The organism is Streptomyces sp. NPDC043996 (assembly GCF_056435225.1).
Genome location: NZ_JBWKEY010000007.1, coordinates 322,243 through 344,932 on the forward strand (window position 1 = coordinate 322,243; position 22,690 = coordinate 344,932).

The 22,690-nt window shown below is 71.7% G+C and carries 22 protein-coding genes; 11 read left to right on the forward strand and 11 right to left on the reverse strand.

Going from position 1 to position 22,690, the window contains the following annotated elements:
• Window positions 1-35: 35 nt before the first annotated feature.
• A complete protein-coding gene (locus AC07A4_RS20720; protein ID WP_478600630.1) occupies window positions 36-662 on the forward strand; it encodes a hypothetical protein in 627 nt (208 codons plus the stop codon).
• A gap of 140 nt (window positions 663-802) precedes the next feature.
• Complete coding sequence (locus AC07A4_RS20725) at window positions 803-1,051, forward strand: hypothetical protein (RefSeq protein ID WP_478600632.1); 249 nt, start codon at window positions 803-805, stop codon at window positions 1,049-1,051.
• 66 nt (window positions 1,052-1,117) lie between these two features.
• Here AC07A4_RS20725 and AC07A4_RS20730 read toward each other — a convergent pair whose 3' ends face one another.
• From AC07A4_RS20730 to AC07A4_RS20745, 4 genes are all read right to left on the reverse strand, one after another.
• A complete protein-coding gene (locus tag AC07A4_RS20730) occupies window positions 1,118-1,891 on the reverse strand; it encodes a DUF6227 family protein (protein ID WP_478600635.1) in 774 nt (257 codons plus the stop codon).
• A gap of 191 nt (window positions 1,892-2,082) precedes the next feature.
• A complete protein-coding gene (locus tag AC07A4_RS20735) occupies window positions 2,083-3,315 on the reverse strand; it encodes a L,D-transpeptidase (RefSeq protein WP_478600637.1) in 1,233 nt (410 codons plus the stop codon).
• A 441-nt stretch (window positions 3,316-3,756) separates the two neighbouring features.
• Window positions 3,757-4,824 carry a P1 family peptidase gene (locus tag AC07A4_RS20740; RefSeq protein WP_478600640.1) on the reverse strand — a complete coding sequence of 356 codons (1,068 nt, stop codon included), beginning with the start codon at window positions 4,822-4,824 and terminating at the stop codon, window positions 3,757-3,759.
• 50 nt (window positions 4,825-4,874) lie between these two features.
• Complete coding sequence (locus AC07A4_RS20745; protein ID WP_478601057.1) at window positions 4,875-6,083, reverse strand: low temperature requirement protein A; 1,209 nt, start codon at window positions 6,081-6,083, stop codon at window positions 4,875-4,877.
• A gap of 76 nt (window positions 6,084-6,159) precedes the next feature.
• On the opposite strand from AC07A4_RS20745, the gene AC07A4_RS20750 reads away from it, so the two are divergent.
• On the forward strand, window positions 6,160-6,306 hold the full coding sequence (locus AC07A4_RS20750) for a hypothetical protein (RefSeq protein ID WP_478600642.1): 147 nt from the start codon (window positions 6,160-6,162) through the stop codon (window positions 6,304-6,306).
• A 49-nt stretch (window positions 6,307-6,355) separates the two neighbouring features.
• Window positions 6,356-6,571, forward strand: coding sequence for a hypothetical protein (locus AC07A4_RS20755; RefSeq protein WP_478600645.1), 216 nt, complete (start codon window positions 6,356-6,358; stop codon window positions 6,569-6,571).
• 49 nt (window positions 6,572-6,620) lie between these two features.
• Here the strand turns inward: AC07A4_RS20755 and mscL are convergent, their stop codons facing one another.
• From mscL to AC07A4_RS20785, 6 genes are all read right to left on the reverse strand, one after another.
• Entirely contained in the window at window positions 6,621-7,151 is a 531-nt protein-coding gene (gene mscL / locus AC07A4_RS20760; protein WP_478600647.1) for a large conductance mechanosensitive channel protein MscL, read from the reverse strand.
• Window positions 7,152-7,286: 135 nt separating this feature from the next.
• The gene (locus tag AC07A4_RS20765) at window positions 7,287-7,937 is read right to left on the reverse strand and encodes a hypothetical protein (protein WP_478600649.1); all 651 of its coding nucleotides are present in this window, start codon (window positions 7,935-7,937) and stop codon (window positions 7,287-7,289) included.
• 164 nt (window positions 7,938-8,101) lie between these two features.
• A complete protein-coding gene (locus AC07A4_RS20770; protein WP_478600652.1) occupies window positions 8,102-8,953 on the reverse strand; it encodes an S-methyl-5'-thioadenosine phosphorylase in 852 nt (283 codons plus the stop codon).
• A 217-nt stretch (window positions 8,954-9,170) separates the two neighbouring features.
• A complete protein-coding gene (locus AC07A4_RS20775) occupies window positions 9,171-9,533 on the reverse strand; it encodes an FmdB family zinc ribbon protein (protein ID WP_478600654.1) in 363 nt (120 codons plus the stop codon).
• 67 nt (window positions 9,534-9,600) lie between these two features.
• Entirely contained in the window at window positions 9,601-10,866 is a 1,266-nt protein-coding gene (locus AC07A4_RS20780) for an MFS transporter (RefSeq protein ID WP_478600656.1), read from the reverse strand.
• A gap of 690 nt (window positions 10,867-11,556) precedes the next feature.
• Window positions 11,557-13,029 carry a potassium/proton antiporter gene (locus AC07A4_RS20785; RefSeq protein WP_478601059.1) on the reverse strand — a complete coding sequence of 491 codons (1,473 nt, stop codon included), beginning with the start codon at window positions 13,027-13,029 and terminating at the stop codon, window positions 11,557-11,559.
• Window positions 13,030-13,285: 256 nt separating this feature from the next.
• Here AC07A4_RS20785 and AC07A4_RS20790 point away from each other — a divergent pair, with 256 nt between their 5' ends.
• Window positions 13,286-16,135: a penicillin acylase family protein gene (locus AC07A4_RS20790; RefSeq protein ID WP_478600659.1), complete on the forward strand. Its 2,850-nt coding sequence runs from the start codon at window positions 13,286-13,288 to the stop codon at window positions 16,133-16,135.
• Window positions 16,136-16,249: 114 nt separating this feature from the next.
• Here AC07A4_RS20790 and AC07A4_RS20795 read toward each other — a convergent pair whose 3' ends face one another.
• Entirely contained in the window at window positions 16,250-16,861 is a 612-nt protein-coding gene (locus tag AC07A4_RS20795; protein ID WP_478600660.1) for a 5-formyltetrahydrofolate cyclo-ligase, read from the reverse strand.
• 95 nt (window positions 16,862-16,956) lie between these two features.
• Between AC07A4_RS20795 and galU the strand changes: the two genes are divergently transcribed.
• From galU to sepX, 6 genes are all read left to right on the forward strand, one after another.
• A complete protein-coding gene (gene galU, locus AC07A4_RS20800) occupies window positions 16,957-17,859 on the forward strand; it encodes a UTP--glucose-1-phosphate uridylyltransferase GalU (protein ID WP_478600663.1) in 903 nt (300 codons plus the stop codon).
• An 87-nt stretch (window positions 17,860-17,946) separates the two neighbouring features.
• Entirely contained in the window at window positions 17,947-19,251 is a 1,305-nt protein-coding gene (gene glp / locus AC07A4_RS20805) for a molybdotransferase-like divisome protein Glp (protein ID WP_478601061.1), read from the forward strand.
• Window positions 19,252-19,422: 171 nt separating this feature from the next.
• Window positions 19,423-19,914: a cyclic pyranopterin monophosphate synthase MoaC gene (gene moaC / locus AC07A4_RS20810; protein ID WP_478600665.1), complete on the forward strand. Its 492-nt coding sequence runs from the start codon at window positions 19,423-19,425 to the stop codon at window positions 19,912-19,914.
• Window positions 19,911-20,435 carry a MogA/MoaB family molybdenum cofactor biosynthesis protein gene (locus AC07A4_RS20815; RefSeq protein ID WP_478600667.1) on the forward strand — a complete coding sequence of 175 codons (525 nt, stop codon included), beginning with the start codon at window positions 19,911-19,913 and terminating at the stop codon, window positions 20,433-20,435. The genes moaC and AC07A4_RS20815 overlap by 4 nt, the downstream gene beginning before the upstream one ends.
• Window positions 20,432-21,055: a GNAT family N-acetyltransferase gene (locus AC07A4_RS20820; RefSeq protein ID WP_478601063.1), complete on the forward strand. Its 624-nt coding sequence runs from the start codon at window positions 20,432-20,434 to the stop codon at window positions 21,053-21,055. The genes AC07A4_RS20815 and AC07A4_RS20820 overlap by 4 nt, the downstream gene beginning before the upstream one ends.
• A 329-nt stretch (window positions 21,056-21,384) precedes the next feature.
• On the forward strand, window positions 21,385-22,587 hold the full coding sequence (gene sepX / locus AC07A4_RS20825) for a divisome protein SepX/GlpR (RefSeq protein ID WP_478600670.1): 1,203 nt from the start codon (window positions 21,385-21,387) through the stop codon (window positions 22,585-22,587).
• Window positions 22,588-22,690: the final 103 nt, after the last annotated feature.

Below are 22,690 nucleotides of genomic sequence, written 5' to 3' on the forward strand. Positions count from 1 at the left end.
GCGCCCGGGCACGGGCAGCACCCGTGGGGGCCACCGTGAGCCAGCTACAGCAGAGCCACCTGAGCAGCCTGCTCGACATGGTCACGCACCTCACCGAACAGGCCCGCACCCAGCTCGCGGCCCGCGCCGGGGGCGACGGCGGGGACGACGGCGGGGACCGGGAGCCGCACGGCGAGGGCTCCGGGGCTGACGGGGCTGACGGGGCTGACGGGGCTGACGGGGCCGACGGGGGCGGCGGGGGCGGCGGGGAGGCCGAAGCCGCCCGGATCTTCCTCGCGGTGTACTCGGGCTTCCTCATCGAGACCGGCGCGGGCATCCGCTGGCTCCTCGAACCCGCCCTGATCGAGCGGGCCGCCGACGCCGTCCGCCGCGAGGCCCCCACCGCCGGGCCCGCCCGCGCCGAACTCGCCGCCCGGCTGCTCGCGACGCTGTGGGCGTCCTGCGTCCTCGCGGGCGTCGACACGGAGGACTGGGGCCGCGAGGCGCCCGAACTCCCCGCGATCTGCGTCCGGATCGCTGGCCTCGTCACGGGCGAACGCGAACCCGAGTACGAGACCGAGTACGAACCCGAGTGCGAGACCGAGTACGAACCCGAGTGCGAGACCGAGTACGAACCCGAGTGTGAACCCGAGTACGAGACCGAATACGAGGCGGACGCCTGACGCCGAACGCGCCCCCCTGCTCCACGTGCGCCCCGTACGCGACCCGCCGCGCGCGGGCCCGTGCGAGATGCGTCACTTGAGGGACAAAGTCCCCTTAACACCCCTGTTGCAGGACTGGCGTCTGTTGTCTACTGAGCGCCATGGCCGAAGGCGCTTCGATCGTTCAGCAGACAGGTGTGGCCCTGCTCGCCGCGGTGACCGTCATCTGGGCCCTGACCTTCCTGCACCTACGCCGCCGCGAGGCGGAACCACAGGCACGGGGCGGCCCCTCACTGCGCTCCCTGCCCGTCCAGTCCGGACCACCGCGCGCGGAGTCCGTGGAACTGACGGCGGCCGAACGGGCCGCTTTCGCCGGTCTGGTACGGCAGTTCGGCAGGGGCCGGGGCTAGGAGCGGGGCCAGGCCAAGAGGGCGGTGCGGGCGGCGCGGGCCGTAGGGCGGCCGCCGTGGGCGCCGTCAGCGGGTGCGCGTCATGGGGAACGCGCGGGCCCGGCGCTCCATCGCCTTGCGCGCCGCGCGCTCGCTCACATACACCTCGCACATGTGGCGGCCGTCGGCCGTCGCCGTGTGCTCGACCTCCCACAGGCTGACTTCCGAGCCGTCGAAGAGCAGGAACGCGTGCTCGTACAGGGAGAAGCCGAGCCGGGCCTCGCCGGTGAGCCCGGAACGGCCGAAGGCCTGCGTGATCTGGTGGGCGAAGGCCGAGCGCAGCAGCCGTGCCATGTCCTCGCCCGGCCGGTCCCCGCCCGCGGGGTTCTCCGCGCGGCGGAGGAGCCTGCGCGCGTGATCGGCCGAGTCGTCCGGGACGTAGGTGTGCCGCGGTTCGTTCGCCGTCGTCAGCTGGAGGACGACGGGCAGCTCCGTGGCGGGGGTGTCGGGCGGCAGCGGCAGCCGCGCCGTGGCGACCCCGGCCTCCTCCTCGTCCAGATACAGCTCGTACTGGGCCTGGCTGCCGGGGCCGGTGTTGTGCGCGAGCTCCCACAGCGTGAGCGCGCTGCCGTCGCACAGCAGCCAGGTGTGGCGGTAGGTCTCGCGGTGCAGGCCCGCGCTGTGGTGCGCGGAGTGCAGCGAGCTGTCGTAGGCCAGGGCCCGCTCCAGGTGCCGGATCGTCTCGTCCGGCAGGTCGAAGGAGTTCAGGGCGCGGCTGAGCAGCCGCTCGAGGTGCTCCTGCGGAGACAGTGCCTCGGGCGGCTCTGATGGTTCGCACGTCTTCTCGTACGGAACGCTCACGGATACTCCCGGATGCTTCCGGCGTTGCTGCATGTCACCTTGTGCGTGCATACCGTAGCCCCTGGGTCGGACATCATGTCCGGGAACAGGAAAACGATCGAGCCGCACGGCAAGTTCCCGTGCGGCTCGTTCCGTTGGCGTTCCGCGCGCCCTGTGCGGGGCGCCCCGTGCGCCCCGCGAACGGCGGTCGATCAGACGGCGCTGCCCGCCGTCCACTGGCTCCACGCCATGTTCCAGCCGTTCAGGCCGTTGTCCGGGGAGATCGTCTTGTCCGGCGAACCCTTCACCGTGACGATGTCACCGATCAGCGAGTTGTCGTAGAACCACTTGCCCATGGTGTCGCCCTGGGCGCCGCGGGCGTCCTGCAGGCCCACACAGCCGTGGCTGGTATTGGCGCTGCCGAAGATGGACGGCGAGCTCCAGTAGTTGCCGTGGATGAACGTGCCGGACGTCGAGAGACGCATCGCGTGCGGTACGTCCTTGATGTCGTACTCGCCGCCGAAGCCCACCGTCGAGCCGTTCATCCGCGTCTGGACGAACTTCTCGGAGATCACCATCTGCCCGTTGTACGTGGGGTTCTGCGGGCTGCCCGCGGAGATCGGGACGGTCTTGAGGACCTTGCCGTCCCGCTCGACCGTCATCTTCTTGGCGCCCACGTCGACGGTGGAGACCTGCTTGCGGCCGATGGTGAAGGTGACCGTCTTGTCCTGCACGCCGGTGATGCCGTTGCCGCCCTTCACGCCGTCCAGGTCGATCTTCATCGTGACCTTGGAACCGGCCTTCCAGTACTCCTGCGGCCTGAAGTCCAGACGCTGGTTGCCGAACCAGTGGCCGACGACCTTCTGCCCGCTGCTGGACGTGACCGAGATGTGCGACTGCACGTCCTTCTTGTTGCTGATCGCCTTGTCGAAGTTGAACGACACCGGCATGCCGACACCGACCGTGGTGCCGCCGTCGGGCGTGTACGAGCCGATGAAGCTGTTCGCGGACGTCACCGTCGTGAACGTCGCGTTCTCCGTCGCCGGGCGGCCCTCGCCGTCCTTGGCGTTGGCCGTGACCTTGTACTTCGTGCCGCGCTCCAGCTGGGACTTGGGCTTCCAGGTGGAGCCGTCGGCGGAGAGCGAGCCCTCGACCGCGGCACCCGAGGTCACCTGCGTCATCTTCACGCTGGTCAGCTTGCCGTCCTTGACCTTCACGCCGGTGCCGTTGATCGAGGCGTCGGTCGCGCCGTCCTTGGACGAGATGGATATCTGCGCCCCGGACCCGTCCTTGGCGGCCCCGGACTTCTTGTCGTCCTTGGCGTCGGCGTCACCGCCGCAGGCCGTCAGGGTCAGCGCGCCGACCGCCGCGAGCGCGGCGGTGGCCAGCAGGACCCGCCGGCGGCGACGGTACTGAGGCTGCGCTGCATTGTCCGGCGTTGTCACGGGTTGCTCCCATTCGGTCGGCGTTCAGCTGTGTTCTTGGGATGTAGGGGGTCTGATCCGGTACGGGTTAAGAGCGGGCTCGCGGCGGGATGGTTCCGGGGGCCCGTGTGAGTGTCCACACATGGCTGCGCCCGCGGCTGATCAATAGGCCCTCGCCATGCGGCACTTATAGGGCAAACCGGACCACGGGGCGGCGCCCCCCTCCCCGCCTTGCCGGCTCCCCCCCGGAGCCTCGTCACCCCCCCCCGGCTCGGTTGCCCCCCAGCTCGTCGCCCCTGCGGGCCTGCTTGGCCCTCCGGGCCTCGTCCTCAAACGCCGGACGGGCTCGATACTGCGTTCCTGCCCGCCGGGAGGCCCGGGGCGGGCTTGATGTTGCGTTTCCTGTCCGTCGGGAGGCCCGGGGCGGGCTTGGTCCTCCGTTTCCGGCCCGCCGGGGAGGTGCTACTTCAGATACAGGTCGCTGTACGAAGGGAACGTTCCCCCGGGGGTTTCCACGGAGTCGGCTGCCAGCAGGGCCCTGACGATCGCTCGCGTCACCATGTCCGCGCCCGCTGCCAGGATCTCGTTCAGGGCCAGTGGGTTGGCCCCGTCCAGCTGGTGGTGCCCGGTGGCCAGGGCGAAGACGGTGTCGCCGTCGTTCAGCAGGTGCACCGGGCGCACGGCGCGCGCCATGCCGTCGTGCGAGGTGCCCGCGAGCTTCTGGGCCTGCGCCTTGGTGAGGTCGGCGTCGGTGGCGACGACGGCGAGCGTGGTGTTCAACGGCTGCCGCCCATTGCGCTCCGCGACCTCGGCCAGGCGCCGCCGCGCCGCCTCGTGCACCTCCGCCGGGGGCAGCGCGGCGGACGCGTCCTCGAAGAAGCTCCCGTACAACGCGCCCGTCCGCGGGTCCACCCCCGACCCCGCCGCGTTCGCCACCGCGAGGGCCGCCACGGTGATCCCCGAGCCGAGCACGGTGCTCGCCGTGCCGACGCCGCCCTTGAGCTGCCCGACCACCGCGCCCGTGCCCGCGCCCACACTGCCCTCGACCATGGCGTGCCCGCTGGCCCGCGACGCCGCGTCCGCCACCGCCGCCCGCCCCATCGCGGCATCAGGGCGCGCCCGGAACTCCCCGCCGCGCCCCAGGTCGAACACGCACGCCGCGGGCACCACCGGCACCACCTGCGCCGGATCCGCCCCGACCCGCACCCCGCGGCCCCGCTCCTCCAGCCACGCCATCACCCCGCCCGCCGCGTCCAGGCCGTAGGCGCTGCCGCCCGAAAGCACCACCGCCTCCACCCGCTGGACCAGGTTCCGCGGGTCAAGGGCGTCCGTCTCCCTGGTGCCGGGCCCGCCCCCGCGCACGTCCACGGCCGCCACGGCCCCGCCGGGCGGCGCGAGCACCACGGTGGTCCCGCTGAGCCAGCCCCCGCCCACACGCCCCGCATGCCCGACGCGCAGCCCCGCGACGTCGGTCAGCGCCCCGGACCGTCCGGCTTCCATGCCCGTCCCAGTGGTGTCAGATGTCGTCATACGGCATACGTACCACGGGAGTTGCCGGGGGCGGAGCGCCAGTCGGGCCGTCAGGCGCGCCGCTCGGACCGCACCATCCGTGACGTGAGCGTCACCCCGGTCACCACCGCGAGCGCCGCCACGATCCCCGCCGCGAGCACCGCCCACCGGCCCGCGAACGTGCACGCCAGGATCGCGAGCGCCGTCACCGGAAGCACCAGCTGCTGCGCGAGCCCCACCTTGAAGTGCCGCGAGTGCAGCGCCCACACCGCGAACAGATACACCGCCGCCGGAATCGTCACCGCCGCCGACGCCGCCGTCTCCGAGATGTGCGCCTTGCCCACGGCCTGCTCCACCGCGACCTCGATGCCCGCGCCGATCGCCGCCGCCGAACCGAAGATCACATAGTGTCCGTAACCCCACAGGAACGCCTGGCTGTTGGAGCGCAGATGCCCGTGGATCGGCACCACGAAGTAGATCCACCAGGCGGCGAACACCAGCAGGAGGCCGCCGATCGCGATGGGCAGCAGCTCGCCGAGCGCGTCGTTCTCGTCGATGCCCGACTTCACCGCGACCGTCGCCGCGGCGATCGTCTCGCCGAGCACGATGATCGTGAACAGCCCGTACCGCTCGGAGATGTGGTGCGGATGCCAGGGCGTCGTCCACATCCGCTCCGCGAACACCGGCACCGCCATCTCGGCGATCGCCATCACCAGGAACGTCCACGCCCGTGCCCCCTCCGGCAGGAACAGCAGCCCCAGCCAGCCCACCTGGCACAGCGCCACCCCGCCCGCGTACCGCAGGGCCGTGCGCCGCTCCTCGCCCGTCGTGGACGCCGCCGCCCGCAGCCACTGTGCGACCAGCGCGAGCCGCATGATCAGGTAGCCGAGCCAGACGACGAGGAACTGGTGGTCCTGGAAGGCCTTCGACACCCCTGCCGCGAGCACCAGGACACCGGCGATCTGGACGAGCGTCACGACGCGGTAGAGCGTGTCGTCGTTGTCGTACGCCGAGGCGAACCAGGTGAAGTTCATCCAGGCCCACCACATCGCGAAGAAGACCATCGCGTAGTTGAGGACCCCTTCGCCCGGGTGTCCCTCGGCGACGGCGTGCACCAGCTCGACACCGGCCTGGGCGACCGCCACCACGAAACAGAGGTCGAAGAAGAGCTCCAGCGGTGTCGCCGCGCGGTGCTCCTCCTCCCGCCCGCGGGCGACCATGGGCCGCAGCGGCGGGGGAGGGGAGACGGGGGCCGGGCTCGAATCGGGAATCGCGGACATCATGGGGCAAGAACAGCAGAGCCGGGCGGTCCGGCGGCCCGGTCCAGGCCGTGTCGGGACGGGAGCACCCGCCTGGGTGGCCGCCGCCACCCGCAGGCCCGCCACCGGAGCCGGGGCCGGGCACTCCTGGGACGCGTCCACCGGTGTCGACGGGCCCGGCACCCGCTTCGGGCCCGGCACCCGCCGCTTCACCTTCCCCAGGCGCTGCCCCCTGGCCGTCTGACCGGCCGCCTCCCGCCCCCGGGGGTGCGGGACGGACGTACGCTGGAGACATGAGCACCGCCCCCGCCCCCGAACCGCGCGATCCGAAGGCCGCGAAGCCCCGGCAGGCCGCGAAGAAGCCGGCCAGCGCCCTGATCTTCGACGACCCCCTGGCGCAGCAGTCCTCGGACGATACGGATCGCGGGTGGGGCGAGCGGCCGACGGGCGGCGACAGCGCCGCCGACCTCGCCCGCTTCCTGGACGAGAAGCCGCCCCACCACCTCTGAGCCCGCGCGGCCCCCCGCCCGAGGAGGGTGGTGAGGGCCGCTGGCCCCGCTAGCGCGTGTCGCCCCCCGGTTGCCCGGTGTCCGGACCGGGCCGCCCGCCCTGGTCCGCGCCGCTCTGGCCCGCGGTGCGCTGCGCGACCAGCGCGTCGCGGATCTCCTTGAGCACCTCCAGTTCCGTCACCTCGATGACCTCCTGCGTGCCTTCCTTCGCCGCCTGCCGTGCGGCCTGCTTGGCGAGGTACTTCGACATCGGCAGGACCATCAGGAAGTAGACGACGGCCGCGGTGATCACGAAGGTGAGCGTGGCGCTGAGGACCGTGCCCCACATGATCGGGATGCCGCGCACGGCCTCGCCGTTCTTCACCACGCACGGAGCCTTCAGGCACGAGCTGTACTGGTCGAGGTCCTTCGTCCCCAGGGCGCCGACCAAGGGGTTGATGACGCCCTTCACCACGGAGTTCACGATGTTCGTGAACGCGGCTCCGATGACGACGGCGACCGCCAGGTCGACGACGTTCCCGCGCGTCAGGAAGGCCTTGAAGCCCTGCCAGACGCTCGGTTTCTTCTTCTCGCTCACCACTGGGCCTTTCGTTGCAACTGCGGGTTGTGCGGCAAACCGCGTCGCAACCTAAGTCAGTGCGTGGCCGCCCTGTCCACTTCCGTAACGCGAACGAGGGACTTGACGGCGTTTCAGTATTCCGCTTCGGTTCGCCGCTCATCGCAGTGTCACCGCCAGGCGGGCCGTGGCGCTCGCACCGGCGAGGCGCGTCGCCGTCCCGCTCGGCACGGAGAGGACGATCAGCGCCCCGCCCTCGGCGGACGCCCCCTCCGTGGCCTCCGGCACTTCGGAGACCCGGGCTCCGGAGGCCACCACGCGCGGCGCCCCGCCCGCGCCCATGGCGGGGTCCTCCGCCGCGACGACGTCCACGCGGTCGCCGGGGCGCAGGAGCCGGGCCATCGCCGCGTCGGCGATCCGGACCGGCGCCGTCACCCGGCGCGGAGGCCGCCGCACGCGCTCTCCGCCGCCGCCCGTGCCCTTGGCGGCGACGGACGTCGGGGAGTCCTGGGGGCGTGCGCGCTCGGCGCCCTGAGGGCCGGAGGCCGCGAGCGCGGCGGCGGTCATCGCGAGCCCCGCGGCCATCGCCCGCCTGCGGTGCCGCGCGAGCCGCCGCAGCCGCTGCCGACCGCCGCGCACGTGCAGCGGTGAGAAGTGCGGGACCTGGCACGGGGGCGGCGGGGTGCCGCCGCCCCCGCCGCCTTCGCCGGGCTCCGGCCGTGACGGATGACGTGCGGAGGGAGTGTGTGACGGAGAGGGAGTGTGTGACGGAGCAGGAGAGGAGGGAGTGTGCGAAGGGTCCCGCGTCATGGCGGCCACCGCCCGTCGTGAGGAGTCGGATCGAGTTCGGTTCGGATTCCGATCCCACGATGCGGGGTCCGCCGCCGGTCCCGCTGAGCCCCGTGCGCTACCCGCCGGTTGTGGATAACTCCCTCACCCGAAGGGGAAGTTCCGCCCCTCGGGCGCGGCTGTCGTCACGGCAGCCGAATCCCCGCGTCCATCCCGCCCAGCGCCCCCGCGCACGAGCAGTCCCGCTTCTCGGCGGCCGGGAGCCCCGCGACCGCGTCGAACAGCACCGTCCGCAGCCGGTCCACGTTCGCGGAGAACACCCGAAGCACCTCGTCGTGGGAGACCCCCTCGCCGGACTCGGCACCCGCGTCCAGGTCGGTGACCAGCGTCAACGACGTGTAGCAGAGCTCCAGTTCCCGGGCGAGCGCGGCTTCGGGGTGGCCGGTCATGCCGATCACGGACCAGCCCTGCCCGGCGTACCAGCGCGACTCGGACCGGGTCGAGAACCGCGGCCCTTCGATCACGACGAGCGTCCCGCCGTCCACCGGCTCCCAGTCCCGCCCGCGCGCGGCCTTCAGGGCGGCGGCCCGCCCGGCGGGGCAGTACGGGTCGGCGAGCGACACGTGGACGACGTTCGGCACGGTGCCGTCGGGCAGCGGCAGGCCGTCGAAGTACGTCTGCTGACGGCTCTGCGTGCGGTCCACGAACTGGTCAGGGACGAGCAGCGTGCCGGGCCCGTACTCGGGCCGGAGTCCGCCGACGGCGCACGGGCCGAGCACCTGGCGCACGCCCAGGGAGCGCAGGGCCCACAGGTTGGCGCGGTAGTTGATGCGGTGCGGCGGCAGGTGGTGGCCGCGGCCGTGGCGGGGCAGGAAGGCCACGCGCCGCCCCGCTATGTCGCCGAGGAAGAGGGAGTCGCTGGGGGAGCCGTAGGGGGTGTCTACGTGGACCTCGGTCACGTCGTCGAGGAAGGAGTAGAAGCCCGATCCGCCGATGACGCCGATCTCGGCCCGGGACGCGTTCGCCGTGTTCACCATGGCCCGCACCCTAGCCGGGCGAAAACACGGCGGGGAGGGCACCACGGCACGGCGCGGGCGGACTCCGCAGGGCCTGAGGAAAGGGCTCCGCCGGGTTCGCGGAAGGCTCCGCCAGGCCCGGCCAGACATGCGGAAGGCCCCGCCGTCACGTGACGGCGGGGCCTTCCGGGAACTTCTGGAGAGCGCGGGCGGGCGGCTGCGCGCCGCTGCCCGGGACTCAGGCGGCCGAGGAGCCCGAGGACGCGGTGCCGCTGGACGCCTTGGAGCCCGAGGACGACGACGAAGCGGAGGACGAACCCGAGCCGGACGACGAGGACGACGAGGAAGCCGAGGACGACGCGGAGCTCGACGAGCCCGACGAGGAGGACGTCGAGGACGACGCCGGCGAGCTGCTGGACGACGAACCGCGGCTGTCGTTGCGGTAGAAGCCGGAGCCCTTGAAGACGATGCCGACCGCCGAGAACACCTTCTTGAGGCGTCCGTCGCAGTTCGGGCACACGGTCAGGGCGTCATCGGTGAACTTCTGCACCGCCTCGAGGCCTTCGCCGCACTCGGTGCACTGGTACTGGTACGTCGGCACTTGCTTCCTCCTGGCACTCTCACTCGATGAGTGCTAACGACGGTCCATAGTGACGTATTCCGCGGGTTCAGTCCACCGCCACCGGTTCGCGGTGACCCACGCCACGTGCGACGGTCCGGCCCTGCGACTTGGGGGTGAGCCGTGAGCGCAGGGTCAGCAGTACGGCCAGGGCGAGCACGGTGCCGCCGAGCGGAACCAGGAATCCGGCGCCGTCCCAGAAGCGGTCCTCCAGCTGTCCGGCGACCGTGACGGCGGCCGCCTGGCCGAGCGCGACCGCGCCGGTGAGCCAGGTGAAGGCCTCCGTGCGCGCGGTCGGCGCGACGAGGCTGTCGACCAGGGTGTAGCCGGTGATCAGGGCGGGGGCGATGCAGACGCCGACGAGCAGGCCGAGCCCGGCGAGCAGGAGCACCGACTGCGCGGCCCACAGGCCCGAGGCCATCAGGGTCAGCGCCGCGTACCCGACGACGAGCCGCCGCTGCGGGGAGACCTTCCAGGCGAGGGCGCCGCAGACGATTCCGGAGAGCATGTTGCCCGCGGCGAACGTGCCGTACAGGACGCCGTTCAGGCCGGGCTCGCCGATGGACTCCGTGAAGGCGGCCAGCGAGACCTGCATGCCGCCGAAGACCGTGCCGATGCCGAGGAACGTGACGATCAGGACGCGCACTCCGGGGACCCGGAGTGCCGAATCGTGCTTCACGCGCGCGTGCCCGCTGTCGGCGGGCTTCGGCTGGGTGCTCTTCTGGGCGGCGAAGAGCAGGCCGCCGACGAGGGTCAGGCCCGCCTCCGTGAGGAGTCCGGCGGCCGGGTCGACGCCCGTGCACAGGGCGGTCGCGAACAGCGGGCCCAGTACGAACGTCAGCTCGTCCGTGACGGACTCGAAGGCGGCCGCGGTCTGCGCGAGCGGCGACCCCTGGAGCGTGACGCCCCAGCGGGCCCGCACCATGGGGCCGATCTGCGGTGTCGAGGCGCCCGTGGGGACCGCCGCGACGAAAAGGGCCCACAGGGGGGCGTCGGACAGTGCGAGCACGGTGAGGGTGATGCCGGACGCCGTGTGCACCAGGACGCCGGGCACGAGCACGGCGCGCTGCCCGAACCGGTCGGCGAGCTTGCCGCTGAAGGGGGCGAACAGCGCCATGGAGACGCCGGTGGCGGCCGAGACGGCGCCCGCGGCCCCGTACGACCCGGTGGTGTGCTGCACGAGCAGCACGATGGAGATGGTGAGCATCGCGAACGGCTGCCGCGCGGCGAAGCCGGGGAGCAGGAACGTCCAGGCGCGGGGGGTGCGCAGCAACTGCCCGTAGCCCGGGCGGGAGTCGGTGACCGTGGATGCCACGGCCCATGCCTTTCTGCTGCCTGGTAGCGCGCCCGTGCGGGGGCGCCGAGAGCTGTCCTCTAGCGCAGAACTGCGGTAGATACCGGGCGTGCCCACTGCGAGGGCGCCGCGGCCGCCATACGGTCGCGCCAGCTCTGCGTCAGACAGAGTTGGTTCGATCAGTGTCAGTCTGTGTCGGTGCGTGGATCCCGGGGCGCGATCTCGATAGGCCCCGAGCCAGCCTTCATCGTACAGGTGCGAAGCAAGTGAAACCTGTGATTACGAGAAGTGAGACCCGCGCCACCTCTGATTGCCCCGCCTGCGGAGCCTCGCTCCGCCCACGAGGGCCTTGTGCCCCTGGGTGAGCTCCGTGCCCGGTGGGATGCGGGGGCCTGAATCCCCGCACCCCACCACGTCTTCCGTCATGCCGGATACCGGTATCCCCTGATCCCGGTATCCCCGTTCCTTCGAGCCCTTCGAGCCCTTCGAGCCCTTCGAGCCCTTCGAGCCCTTCGAGCCCTTCGAGCCCTTCGAGCCCTTCGAGCCCTTCGAATCCTTCGAAGTTCCTTCGAAGCCTTCTGTTCCCCTGAACCCGCACGGCCCGGCTCCCCATCGCCGCCGGCGGAACTTCACTCGTCCCCGCGGAACCCCCGCACGGTCCCCGCGCGCCCCCGCGCGCCGAATCCGTGCTTGTCGATCATCGCGGAGCGGCTACCGCGGGGCGCCTGACACCCCCAGCCAGCCGACGAGCTTGCCGCCTTGCGCGACCGCGCGCAGCCGCTGCTCGGCGGCGTCGCGCGCCGGTTCGGTCGCCACCACCAGGAGCTCGTCGCCGTGCCGCAGCACGGTGGTCGGGAGCGGCACGAACGAGGCGCCGTCCCGTACGACGAGCGTGACGGCCGAGCCCGCGGGCAGGCGCAGCTCGTTGATCTCGACACCGTGCAGCCGCGAGCCCTCCGGTACGGGTACCGAGAGGAGATGGCCGCGCAGCCGCTCCAGGGGAGCGGATTCGATGCCGAGGTCGGATGCCTCCCCGCCCTTGGCGAGGCCGAGCAGCCGGGCGAGACCCGGCAGCGTGGGGCCCTGCACCAGGGTGTAGACGACGACCAGGACGAAGACGATGTTGAAGATCTCCTCGCTGTTGTCGACTCCGTTCACCATGGGGATGGTGGCGAGGATGATGGGCACGGCGCCGCGTAGGCCCGCCCACGACATCAGCGCCTTCTCCTGCCAGGGCATCTTGAAGGGCAGCAGGCTCACGAAGACCTCGACGGGTCTGGCGACCACCGTCAGGACGAGGCCGATGACCACCGCGGGCCAGACGTCGTCGATCAGCTTGTGCGGCGTGACGAGCAGACCGAGCAGGACGAACATGCCGATCTGCGCGATCCAGCCGACCCCCTCGGCGAAGCCCCGCGTCGCGGGCCAGTGCGGCAGCTTCGCGTTGCCGAGGACCATCGAGGCGAGGTACACCGCGAGGAAGCCGCTGCCGTGGGCGATGGCCCCGGCCGCGTACGCGGAGACCGCGATGGCCATCACCGCGATCGGGTAGAGGCCGGACGCGGGCAGCGCCACGTGCCGAAGGCCGTAGGAGCCGAGCCAGCCCACGGAGAGGCCGATGGCCGCGCCGATGGCCAGCTCCAGGGTGATCTCGCCGAGCAGGACGTACCAGTGCTCCACGGGGCCCGCCGTGGAGAACGCCACGACCAGGATCACCACGGGGGCGTCGTTGAACCCGGACTCCGCCTCCAGGACACCGGTGACCCGGGAAGGGAGCGGAACCTTCCGCAGTACCGAGAACACCGCGGCGGCGTCCGTCGAGGACACCACGGCGCCGATGATCAGCGCCTGCCGCCATTCGAGCCCGACCAGGTAGTGCGCGGCGGCGGCGGTCACGCCGACGCTCACCGCGACGCCCACGAGCGCCAGGGACGCCGCGGCTGGAAGGGCGGGTTTGATCTCACTCCACTTGGTGCCGAGGCCGCCCTCGGCCAGGATCACGACGAGTGCCGCGTAGCCGATCACCTGAGTGAGTTGCGCGTTGTTGAAGGTGACGTTGCCTATGCCGTCCTGGCCCATGGCCACCCCGATGCCGAGGTAGAGCAACAGGCTGGGCAGACCGCTGCGCGAGGAGATGCGCACGGCGACCACCGCGACGAGCAGGACGAGCGAACTGATGAGCAGGAGCTGGTTGAGGTCGTGGACAGACAGGGGCCGTTCCTTCCGTCGTGCGGACCATGATGCTTCGTTACCTTACCTAAGCTTTAACGCGCTCTTGACGCGCGCCCCTGCGCCCCGTCTAGCATTGTCGAACCTTCGTTCGATGTCGGTTTCCGACTCCGCGTCCGGGGCCGTATCGCCCTGCGCCTATGGTTGCTCCAGCACTCCAGGACCCGCACAAGCCCCGCCCTGCCGCTCGCGAAGGACAGCAAGGACAGCGATGCCCTCCAACACCACCGCCTCTTCTGGCCGTAAGTCCGGCAGGAAGAAGGGGCGCCGAGCCCGACTGATCGTGATCGTCCTGGTCCTCGCCGTCGTTGGAGGCATCGGCTTCGGCGCGTACTGGAGCATCAGCACCGTCCGTGCCTCCTTCCCGCAGACCAAGGGCACGATCGACATCAAGGGCCTGTCGGGCCCGGTCGACGTGAAGCGGGACGGCAACGGCATCCCGCAGATCTACGCCGAGACCTCCGAAGACCTGTTCATGGCACAGGGCTTCGTGCAGGCACAGGACCGTTTCTGGGAGATGGACGTCCGTCGCCATGTGACCTCCGGGCGGCTCTCCGAGATGTTCGGCAAGAGCCAGGTCAAGACCGATGAATTCCTGCGCACGCTCGGCTGGCACCGGGTGGCGAAGAAGGAGTACGACTCCAAGCTCTCGCCGGAGACCAAGAAGTACCTCCAGGCGTACGCCAAGGGAGTCAACGCCTACCTCGACGGCAAGGCGGGCAAGGAGCTCTCCGTCGAGTACGCCGCTCTCGAGTTCGAGAACGACTACAAGCCCGAGAAGTGGACGCCCGTCGACTCCGTGGCCTGGCTCAAGGCCATGGCCTGGGACCTGCGCGGCAACATGCAGGACGAGATCGACCGCTCCTTGATGACGAGCCGCCTCGGCCCGTCCCAGATCAAGGACCTGTATCCGGACTATCCCTACGACCGGAACAAGCCGATCGTCCAAGAGGGTACGTACGACGAGATCAACAAGAAGTTCCGCGGCGACGACTCGGTCGGATCCCAGACGGGTACCGGCACGGGTACGGGTACGGGTACCGGCACGGGTACGGGTACGGGTACGGGTACCGGCACGGGTACGGGTACGGGTACCGGCACGGGTACGGGTACGGGGACCGGCGCCACGGGCACCGGCATCGCGGGCGGCGGCCAGCCCCCCAGCGGCCTCCAGTCGCAGCTCACCGGCCTGTCCGACATCCTGGACAAGGTGCCGAACGCGGGCCTCGGCTCGAACGGCAACGGCATCGGCTCGAACTCCTGGGTCGTCTCCGGGGCCCACACCATCACCGGCAAGCCGCTGCTGGCCAACGACCCGCACCTGGCGCCGCAGCTGCCCTCCGTCTGGTACCAGATGGGCCTGCACTGCCGCTCGGTGTCCGCGAAGTGCTCCTTCGACGTCAGCGGCTACACGTTCTCCGGGATGCCGGGCGTGGTCATCGGCCACAACCAGGACATCGCCTGGGGCATGACGAACCTCGGTGCCGACGTCACCGACCTCTACCTGGAGAAGTTCACCGCCGACGGGTACCAGTTCGACGGCAAGGTGAAGCCCTTCACCACCCGCGAGGAGAAGATCGAGGTCGCGGGCGGCAAGTCCAAGACGATCACCGTCCGGGAGACCAACAACGGCCCGCTGATCTCCGACCGCGACGACGAGCTGGTCAAGGTCGGCAAGAAGGCCCAGGTCGACTCGGCGGCCCCGGACCGCGGCGAGGGCTACGGCATCGCGCTGCGCTGGACCGCCCTCACGCCCGGCAAGTCCATGGACGCCGTCTTCGCGCTCAACCAGGCCAAGGACTTCAAGGACTTCCGCGAGGCGGCCGCCTCCTTCGAGGTGCCTTCGCAGAACCTGATCTACGCCGACACCGAGGGCAACATCGGCTACCAGGCGCCCGGCAAGATCCCCACGCGCGGGAAGGGTGACGGCTCCCTGCCCGCGCCCGGCTGGGACCCGCGCTACCGCTGGAACGGCTACATCCCGCAGGACGAGCTGCCGTACGAGTACAACCCCAAGCGGGGCTACATCGTCACCGCCAACCAGGCCGTGATCGGCGAGAAGTACCCGTACAAGCTCACCGAGGACTGGGGCTACGGCGCGCGCAGCCAGCGCATCGAGGACCTGATCAAGGCCAAGACCAAGAACGGCGGCAAGATCTCCACCGAGGACATGCGGCTGATGCAGACCGACAACAGCAGCGAGATCGCACGCCTGCTCGTGCCCAAGCTGCTGAAGGTCGACATCGGCGACAAGCACGTCCGTGAGGCGCAGAAGCTCCTGGAGGGCTGGGACTACACCCAGGACGCCGACTCGGCCGCCGCCGCCTACTTCAACGCCGTCTGGCGCAGCGTCCTGCAGCTGTCCATCGGCAACAAGCTGCCCAAGGAGCTGCGCGTCAAGGGCCAGTGCCTGAGCGTGAAGCCCGCGAGCCAGACCGGTCCCGCCGACGAGGCCAAGCCCGTGCGCGAGTGCGGCCAGCGCGACGCGGAGTCGGCCCAGCCCGACGGCGGCGACCGCTACTTCGAGGTCATCCGCAAGATCCTCGACGACGAGAACAACGACTGGTGGAAGACGCCGGGCAACCGCACCGACGAGGAGACCAAGAACCGCGACCAGCTGTTCGCGCGGGCCATGAAGGACGCCCGCTGGGACCTGACGGCGAAGCTCGGCAAGGACATCGACACCTGGAGCTGGGGCCGGCTGCACCGGCTCACGCTGAAGAACCAGACGCTCGGCACGGACGGGCCCGGCTGGCTCCAGTGGATGCTCAACCGCGGCCCCTGGAAGCTCGGCGGCGGCGAGGCCACGGTCAACGCCACCGGCTGGAACGCGGCGGGCGGCTACGGCGTCATCTGGGTGCCGTCGATGCGGATGGTCGTGAACCTGAAGGACTTCGACAAGTCCCGGTGGATCAACCTCACCGGCGCCTCGGGCCACGCCTACAGCGACCACTACACGGACCAGACCAGCAAGTGGGTCAAGGGTGAGCTGCTGCCCTGGTCCTACTCGAAGAAGGCCGTCGACGACAGCACGAGCGACACCCTGGTGCTCAAGCCCTGACGGACAGCCGCATACGAAAGTGCCCTCCACGCGCGCGTGGAGGGCACTTTCGCGTCTACGGGGGCACTTCGTGCCTACGGGCCCTCTACGGAGACCCGTTTCAGGAGACCCGCCTCAGCGGAAGCGCCGTACCCCCGAAGGCGTCACGACGGCGTGCACCGGACGGTCGTGCGCCTCCTCGGGGACGTGCGCGACGACTTCGGCGTCGTACAGGAGCACCACCAGGGCGGGCGCGGCCTGCGCCCGCTCCAGGCGCGCGAGAACCCGGTCGTAGGAGCCCCCGCCGCGCCCCAGGCGCATCCCGCGCCCGTCCACCGCGAGCCCCGGCAGGAGCACCGCGTCCGCCGCCAGGACGGCGTCCGGGCCGAGCCGCTCACCGGAGGGCTCCAACAGCTCCATCTTGCCCGCGTGTTGGACGGGGGCAAGGGAGCCGGGCCCGTCGTAGGCCGCCCAGTCCAGGTCGTTGTCCGGCAGCAGCACGGGCAGCAGGACCCGTGTCCCGCGCGCGTGGAGGGCGTCAAGGAGTGCGCGGGTGCCCGGCTCGCCGCCTACGGAGACGTACGCGGCGACCGTGCGGGCCGTGGCGAGTTCGGAGAGGTCCAGGGCGCGCCCGGCGAGCGCGGCGGCCGCCGCCGTCGCGTCACCGGCTGGCAACCGGCGCCTCACCGCGAGGATCTCTCCCCGCAATGTGCGCTTGTTCTCCTTGCCGGAGCTGGGTTGATCCATGGCGAAGTCCCACATCCTTCCTGTTGCGCTCACATATGGGATCAATATTCCGGAGCCACAGATTGCTCACATAGGCACCGGATATGGTGACGGGCATGACTGAGTCTCACCCCAAGATCACCAAGGCTGTCATCCCTGCCGCCGGTCTTGGCACGCGCTTCTTGCCCGCCACGAAGGCCACGCCCAAGGAGATGCTCCCGGTCGTCGACAAGCCGGCGATCCAGTACGTGGTCGAGGAAGCGGTCTCCGCGGGCCTGGACGACGTCCTCATGGTGACGGGCCGCAACAAGCGCCCTCTGGAGGACCACTTCGACCGCAACTACGAGCTGGAGTCGGCCCTGGCGAAGAAGGGCGACGAGTCCCGGCTCGCGAAGGTCCAGGAGTCCAGCGACCTGGCGACCATGCACTACGTCCGCCAGGGCGACCCCAGGGGGCTCGGTCACGCCGTCCTGTGCGCCGCGCCGCACGTGGGCCGCGAGCCCTTCGCCGTCCTCCTCGGCGACGACCTGATCGACCCGCGCGACCCGCTCCTGGCCCGCATGGTCGACGTCCAGGACGAGCGCGGCGGCAGCGTCATCGCGCTCATGGAGGTCGCGCCCGAGCAGATCCACCTCTACGGCTGCGCGGCGGTCGAGGCCACCGATGACGGCGACGTCGTGAAGGTGACCGACCTGGTCGAGAAGCCGGAGGTGGCGGACGCCCCCTCGAACTACGCCATCATCGGCCGCTACGTCCTCGACCCGCACATCTTCGACATACTGCGCAAGACCGAGCCGGGCCGCGGCGGCGAGATCCAGCTCACCGACGCGCTGCAGCAGCTCGCGGCGGACGAGAAGATCGGCGGCCCGGTGCACGGCGTGGTCTTCAAGGGCCGCCGCTATGACACCGGCGACCGCGGCGACTATCTGCGTGCCATTGTCAGACTCGCGTGCGAACGTGAAGACCTGGGCCCGGACTTCAAGGCCTGGCTTCGCAGTTACGTCACCGAGGAGATGTAGCACGTGAGCAGTAGCGGCACGACGACGCACGACGGCACCGGAGCCCACCCCGGGCAGGGCGGCGGCCAGGACGGCGGCCCCGACCACGTGTGGTCGGTGGACGAGCACCTGGCGGACGTCCTCGCGGCCGTCAGGCCGCTGGAGCCCATCGAGCTCCAGCTCCTCGACGCCCAGGGCTGCGTCCTCGTCGAGGACGTCACGGTGCCCGTGTCGCTGCCGCCGTTCGACAACAGCTCCATGGACGGGTACGCGGTCCGTGCCGCCGACGTCGCGGGCGCGGGCGAGGAGTTCCCCGCCGTCCTGACCGTCATCGGGGACGTCGCCGCGGGCCAGGGCGAGCCGCCCGCGGTCGGCCCCGGCCAGGCCGCCCGCATCATGACCGGCGCCCCGCTGCCGCCCGGCGCCGAGTGCGTCGTCCCCGTGGAGTGGACCGACGGCGGGCTCGGCCAGGGCCCCGTCTCCGGGATGCGCGCCCACAGCGCGGCCCCTGAGGGCGCCTCAGGCGAGGTCAGGGTCTACCGCCCGGCGCGCGAGGGCGCGCACGTCCGCGCGGCGGGCAGCGACGTCAAGGCGGGCGACCGCGCCCTGACCGAGGGGACCGTCCTCGGCGCCCCGCAGATCGCCCTGCTCGCCGCGATCGGCCGGGGCACGGTCACCGTGCGCCCGCGCCCGCGCGTGGTTGTCCTGTCCACCGGCAGCGAACTGGTCCAGCCCGGCGAGGAATTGGCCCAGGGCCAGATCTACGACTCCAACAGCTTCTCCCTCACGGCCGCCGCCCGCGAGGCCGGGGCGATCGCCTACCGCGTGGGCGCCGTCGCCGACGACGCCGAGACCCTGCGCTCCACCATCGAGGACCAGCTGATCCGCGCCGACCTGGTGGTCACCACGGGCGGCGTGAGCGTCGGGGCGTACGACGTCGTGAAGGAGGCGCTGGCCGCGATCGGCGACCCGGACGACGAGAAGGGCCTCGGGGCGGGCGGCGGCGTGGAGTTCCGCAAGCTCGCCATGCAGCCCGGCAAGCCGCAGGGCTTCGGCTCGATCGGCCCGGACCACACCCCGCTGCTCGCGCTCCCGGGCAACCCCGTGTCGTCGTACGTCTCCTTCGAGATCTTCGTCCGTCCCGCAGTGCGCGCCCTGATGGGCCTGGCGGACGTCCATCGGCCCACCGTCCGCGCCCGGCTCACGGCCCCCGAGGGGCTCACCTCGCCCGCGGGCAGACGCCAGTTCCTGCGCGGCCGCCACGACGCCGACGCGGGCACGGTGACGCCGGTGGGCGGCGCCGGTTCGCACCTCGTCGCCGCCCTCGCGCAGGCGGACGCGCTCATCGTCATCCCCGAGGACACGACGTCGGTCGAGCCGGGCGCCGAGGTCGACGTGGTCCTCTTGGGCTGACGGTGCGGGGCTCACCGGCGGCCTCCCCGGGGCGTGCGGCCGCCCCCCTGGCGGCGCGAGAATGAGGGCCCGCCTCGGGCGGGGCGGCCAGGTGCGACGGGCGGGCGGTACGGTGTCGCGCACAGCAGGCCACGCGCCCGCGCGGGGCCCGGACCAGGAGCGCCACAGCACATGAGCACCCAGCAGGGACTGACGCACATCGACGAGGCGGGCGCCGCCCGCATGGTCGACGTATCCGAGAAGGACGTGACCGCGCGCACCGCGCGCGCGAGCGGCCGCGTCCTGGTCGCGCCACGCGTGATCGAGCTGCTGCGCGGCGAGGGCGTGCCGAAGGGCGACGCCCTGGCGACCGCCCGGATCGCGGGCATCATGGGCGCCAAACGCACCCCGGACCTGATCCCGCTGTGCCACCCGCTGGCCGTGTCCGGAGTGAAGGTCGATCTTTCGGTCGCCGACGACGCCGTGGAGATCGTGGCGACGGTGAAGACCACGGACCGCACGGGCGTCGAGATGGAGGCCCTCACGGCGGTGACGGTCGCCGCGCTCACGGTCGTCGACATGGTGAAGGCCGTCGACAAGGGGGCGGTCATCACGGACGTACGGGTCGAGGAGAAGACCGGCGGCAAGTCCGGCACCTGGAGCCGCGCGGGAGAGCGGGCGTGAGCGCGGCACAGGCCCCGGAGCGGGCCCCGTACCGCGCCCTCGTCGTCACCGCCTCCAACCGCGCCGCCGCCGGTGTCTACGCCGACAAGGGCGGCCCGGTCCTCGCGGAGGGCCTCGCCGCGCTCGGCTTCGCCGTGGACGGCCCCCAGGTCGTGCCCGACGGCGAGCCCGTGGGGGAGGCGCTGCGCGCCGGGGTGGCGGCCGGGTACGACGTGATCCTCACGACCGGCGGCACCGGCATCTCGCCCACCGACCGCACGCCCGACGCCACCCGCCGCGTCATCGACCACGAGGTGCCGGGCATCGGGGAGGCGATCCGCGCGTACGGCCGCGAGAAGGTGCCCACGGCCGCGCTGTCCCGAGGGCTCGCCGGAGTCGCGGGGCGCACCCTCATCGTGAACCTGCCGGGCTCCTCCGGAGGCGTGCGCGACGGACTCGCCGTCCTGGAGCCGCTGTTGCGGCACGCCGTCGACCAGCTGCGCGGCGGGGACCATCCACGGACCGACGGGGGTGCGAGCTGAACAGCCCCAGCTGGCCCGTCGAGCTGACGGACGGCGACCTCACCCTCCGCCCGATAAAGCTGCGGGACCAGCGTGCCTGGCGCGAGGTCAACCGGCGCAACCGCGACTGGCTGCGCCCTTGGGAGGCGACGATTCCGCCGCCCACGCCCGGCGGCCCGATCGCCCACCGGCCCACGTACCGCCAGATGGTGCGGCATCTGCGCGCCGAGGCCAACGCGGGCCGGATGCTGCCGTTCGTCGTCGAGTACCAGGGGCGTCTCGTCGGGCAGTTGACGGTCGCCGGGATCACCTGGGGGTCGATGTGCTCGGGGCACGTCGGCTACTGGGTGGACGAGTCCGTCGCGGGCCGGGGCGTGATGCCGACGGCGGTCGCGCTCGCGGTGGACCACTGCTTCCGCACGGTCGGACTGCACCGCATCGAGGTCTGCATTCGCCCGGAGAACGCGCCGAGCCGCCGGGTGGTGGAGAAACTCGGATTCCGCGAGGAGGGGCTTCGTCCACGATATCTTCACATCGACGGGGCCTGGCGCGACCACCTCGTGTTCGCGCTCACCGCGGAGGAGGTCCCGGAGGGCCTCCTGCACCGCTGGCGACAGGCGCGGCCGCACAAGACGGCGTAGCGCGGAGTCCGCGCGCGTGTGCGCCCGGTGACGCGCTGTCGGGGGCTTGTCGGGGGCTTGTCGAGGGATTGGCGAGGGCTTGTCGCGGGATTGCCGGGGGCTTGTCAGGGGCTTCTGCCGGGCGAGCGGCACGAGTTGAGCCGCTCAGGGCGCTTCTCATAAATAAAATACCTGTTCGAAATTGATCGATGAGTGACCGTTAAATTCCGTGCGTCAACGGCCTGTTGATCGCATCAGTCACAAAAAAAGTTCGAGATATCAGCCAGATCGTGCGACACACCGGCCCAATTGGCGGATGGCCTCGACAAAACCCCTCTACCGTGTGAGGCGTGAGCAGCAGCGGCCTCTTCTACGCAGTCATCGTCGGGGCCTGGGCCGCCTACTTGGTGCCGATGTGGCTCCGTAGGCAGGACGAGCTCAATGAAGCCCGTCCGACGGAACGCTTCAGCACCGCCATCCGGCTGCTGTCCGGACGGGCGGGCATGGAGCGCCGGTACGCCAAGGACCTGCAAGCGCGCTCGTCCGAGAAAGAGGAGCCGCGCAGCGTCCCGGACGCCGCGACCGATTCGGTCGACGTCCGGGCCTTCGCCATGCTCCCGGACGAGGGAGCCGAGACCGAGCCCCACGGCAGAGCCCCGGAAGGCCCCCCGCAGGGACAGGCCGCCCAGCGCCGTGACGCACGGGACGCGCGGGACACCCGGGGCTCCCGGAACACCGGTGCCCCTCGGCGTCAGGCCCCGTCGCCCGAGGCCTCCCGGCGCACCGCCGAGGCCGCCGCGAGGGCCCGGCGCTCCAAGGTGCTCGCCCGTCGGCGCCGCACCACCGTGATGCTCTTCCTCGGCTTCACGCTCGGCGCGGTCGTCGCCGCCGTCGGCGGCATCCCGTTCCTGTGGGTGCCCGGCGTGCCCGCGGCGCTCCTGAGCGCGTACATCGTCTATCTGCGCCGCCAGGAGCGGCGGCGCTTCACGTACACGATGGACCGGCGCCGCGCCGAGGTCGCCGCGCAGCGCCTGCGCGAGCGGCAGCCGCGCAGGCGCGAGGAGGCGCCCGAGCCCGCCGCCGCGGAGCTCGCGCCCGCCGCGGAGCCCGGCCTGTCCGCGCTCGCCGCCGACCGGCGCGCGCTCGTCGAGCAGACCGACCACGCCGAGTGGGTCGACCAGCAGCGCGAGCGGCGGCACGCCCCCGGCCGCGGCGACAGCTGGGACCCGGTGCCGGTGCCGCTGCCGACGTACGTGACGGCGCCCGTCGCGCCCCGCGCCACCGGCAGTGTCGACCTGGGCGCGCCCGACACCTGGAGCTCGGCCCGGTCCAGCACCGTGGAACCGGCCGCGGGCGACGAGGCGGAGCGCGCCGCTCCGGAGCCGGGCGAGGCTCCGGAGGAGCGGGCCGAGCCCGGCGCCGACGACGCGCGCAGCGACGCCCGTCGCGCGGCGTCCGCCCGCCGCTCCCGCGAGCGCGGCCGTACGCCGCTGTTCGACCAGTACGACAACCCGGCCACCGGCGACGGCCGCCCGCGCGCCGCGAACGAGTGACCCGGCGCACACGCGTGGAGTGTCCGCTCGCGGCCGTGGCGTCCCGCTCGCTGACCAGCGGGGAACGGATTTCCAAGCACCCCGGTGGGGGTGCTAGAGTTTC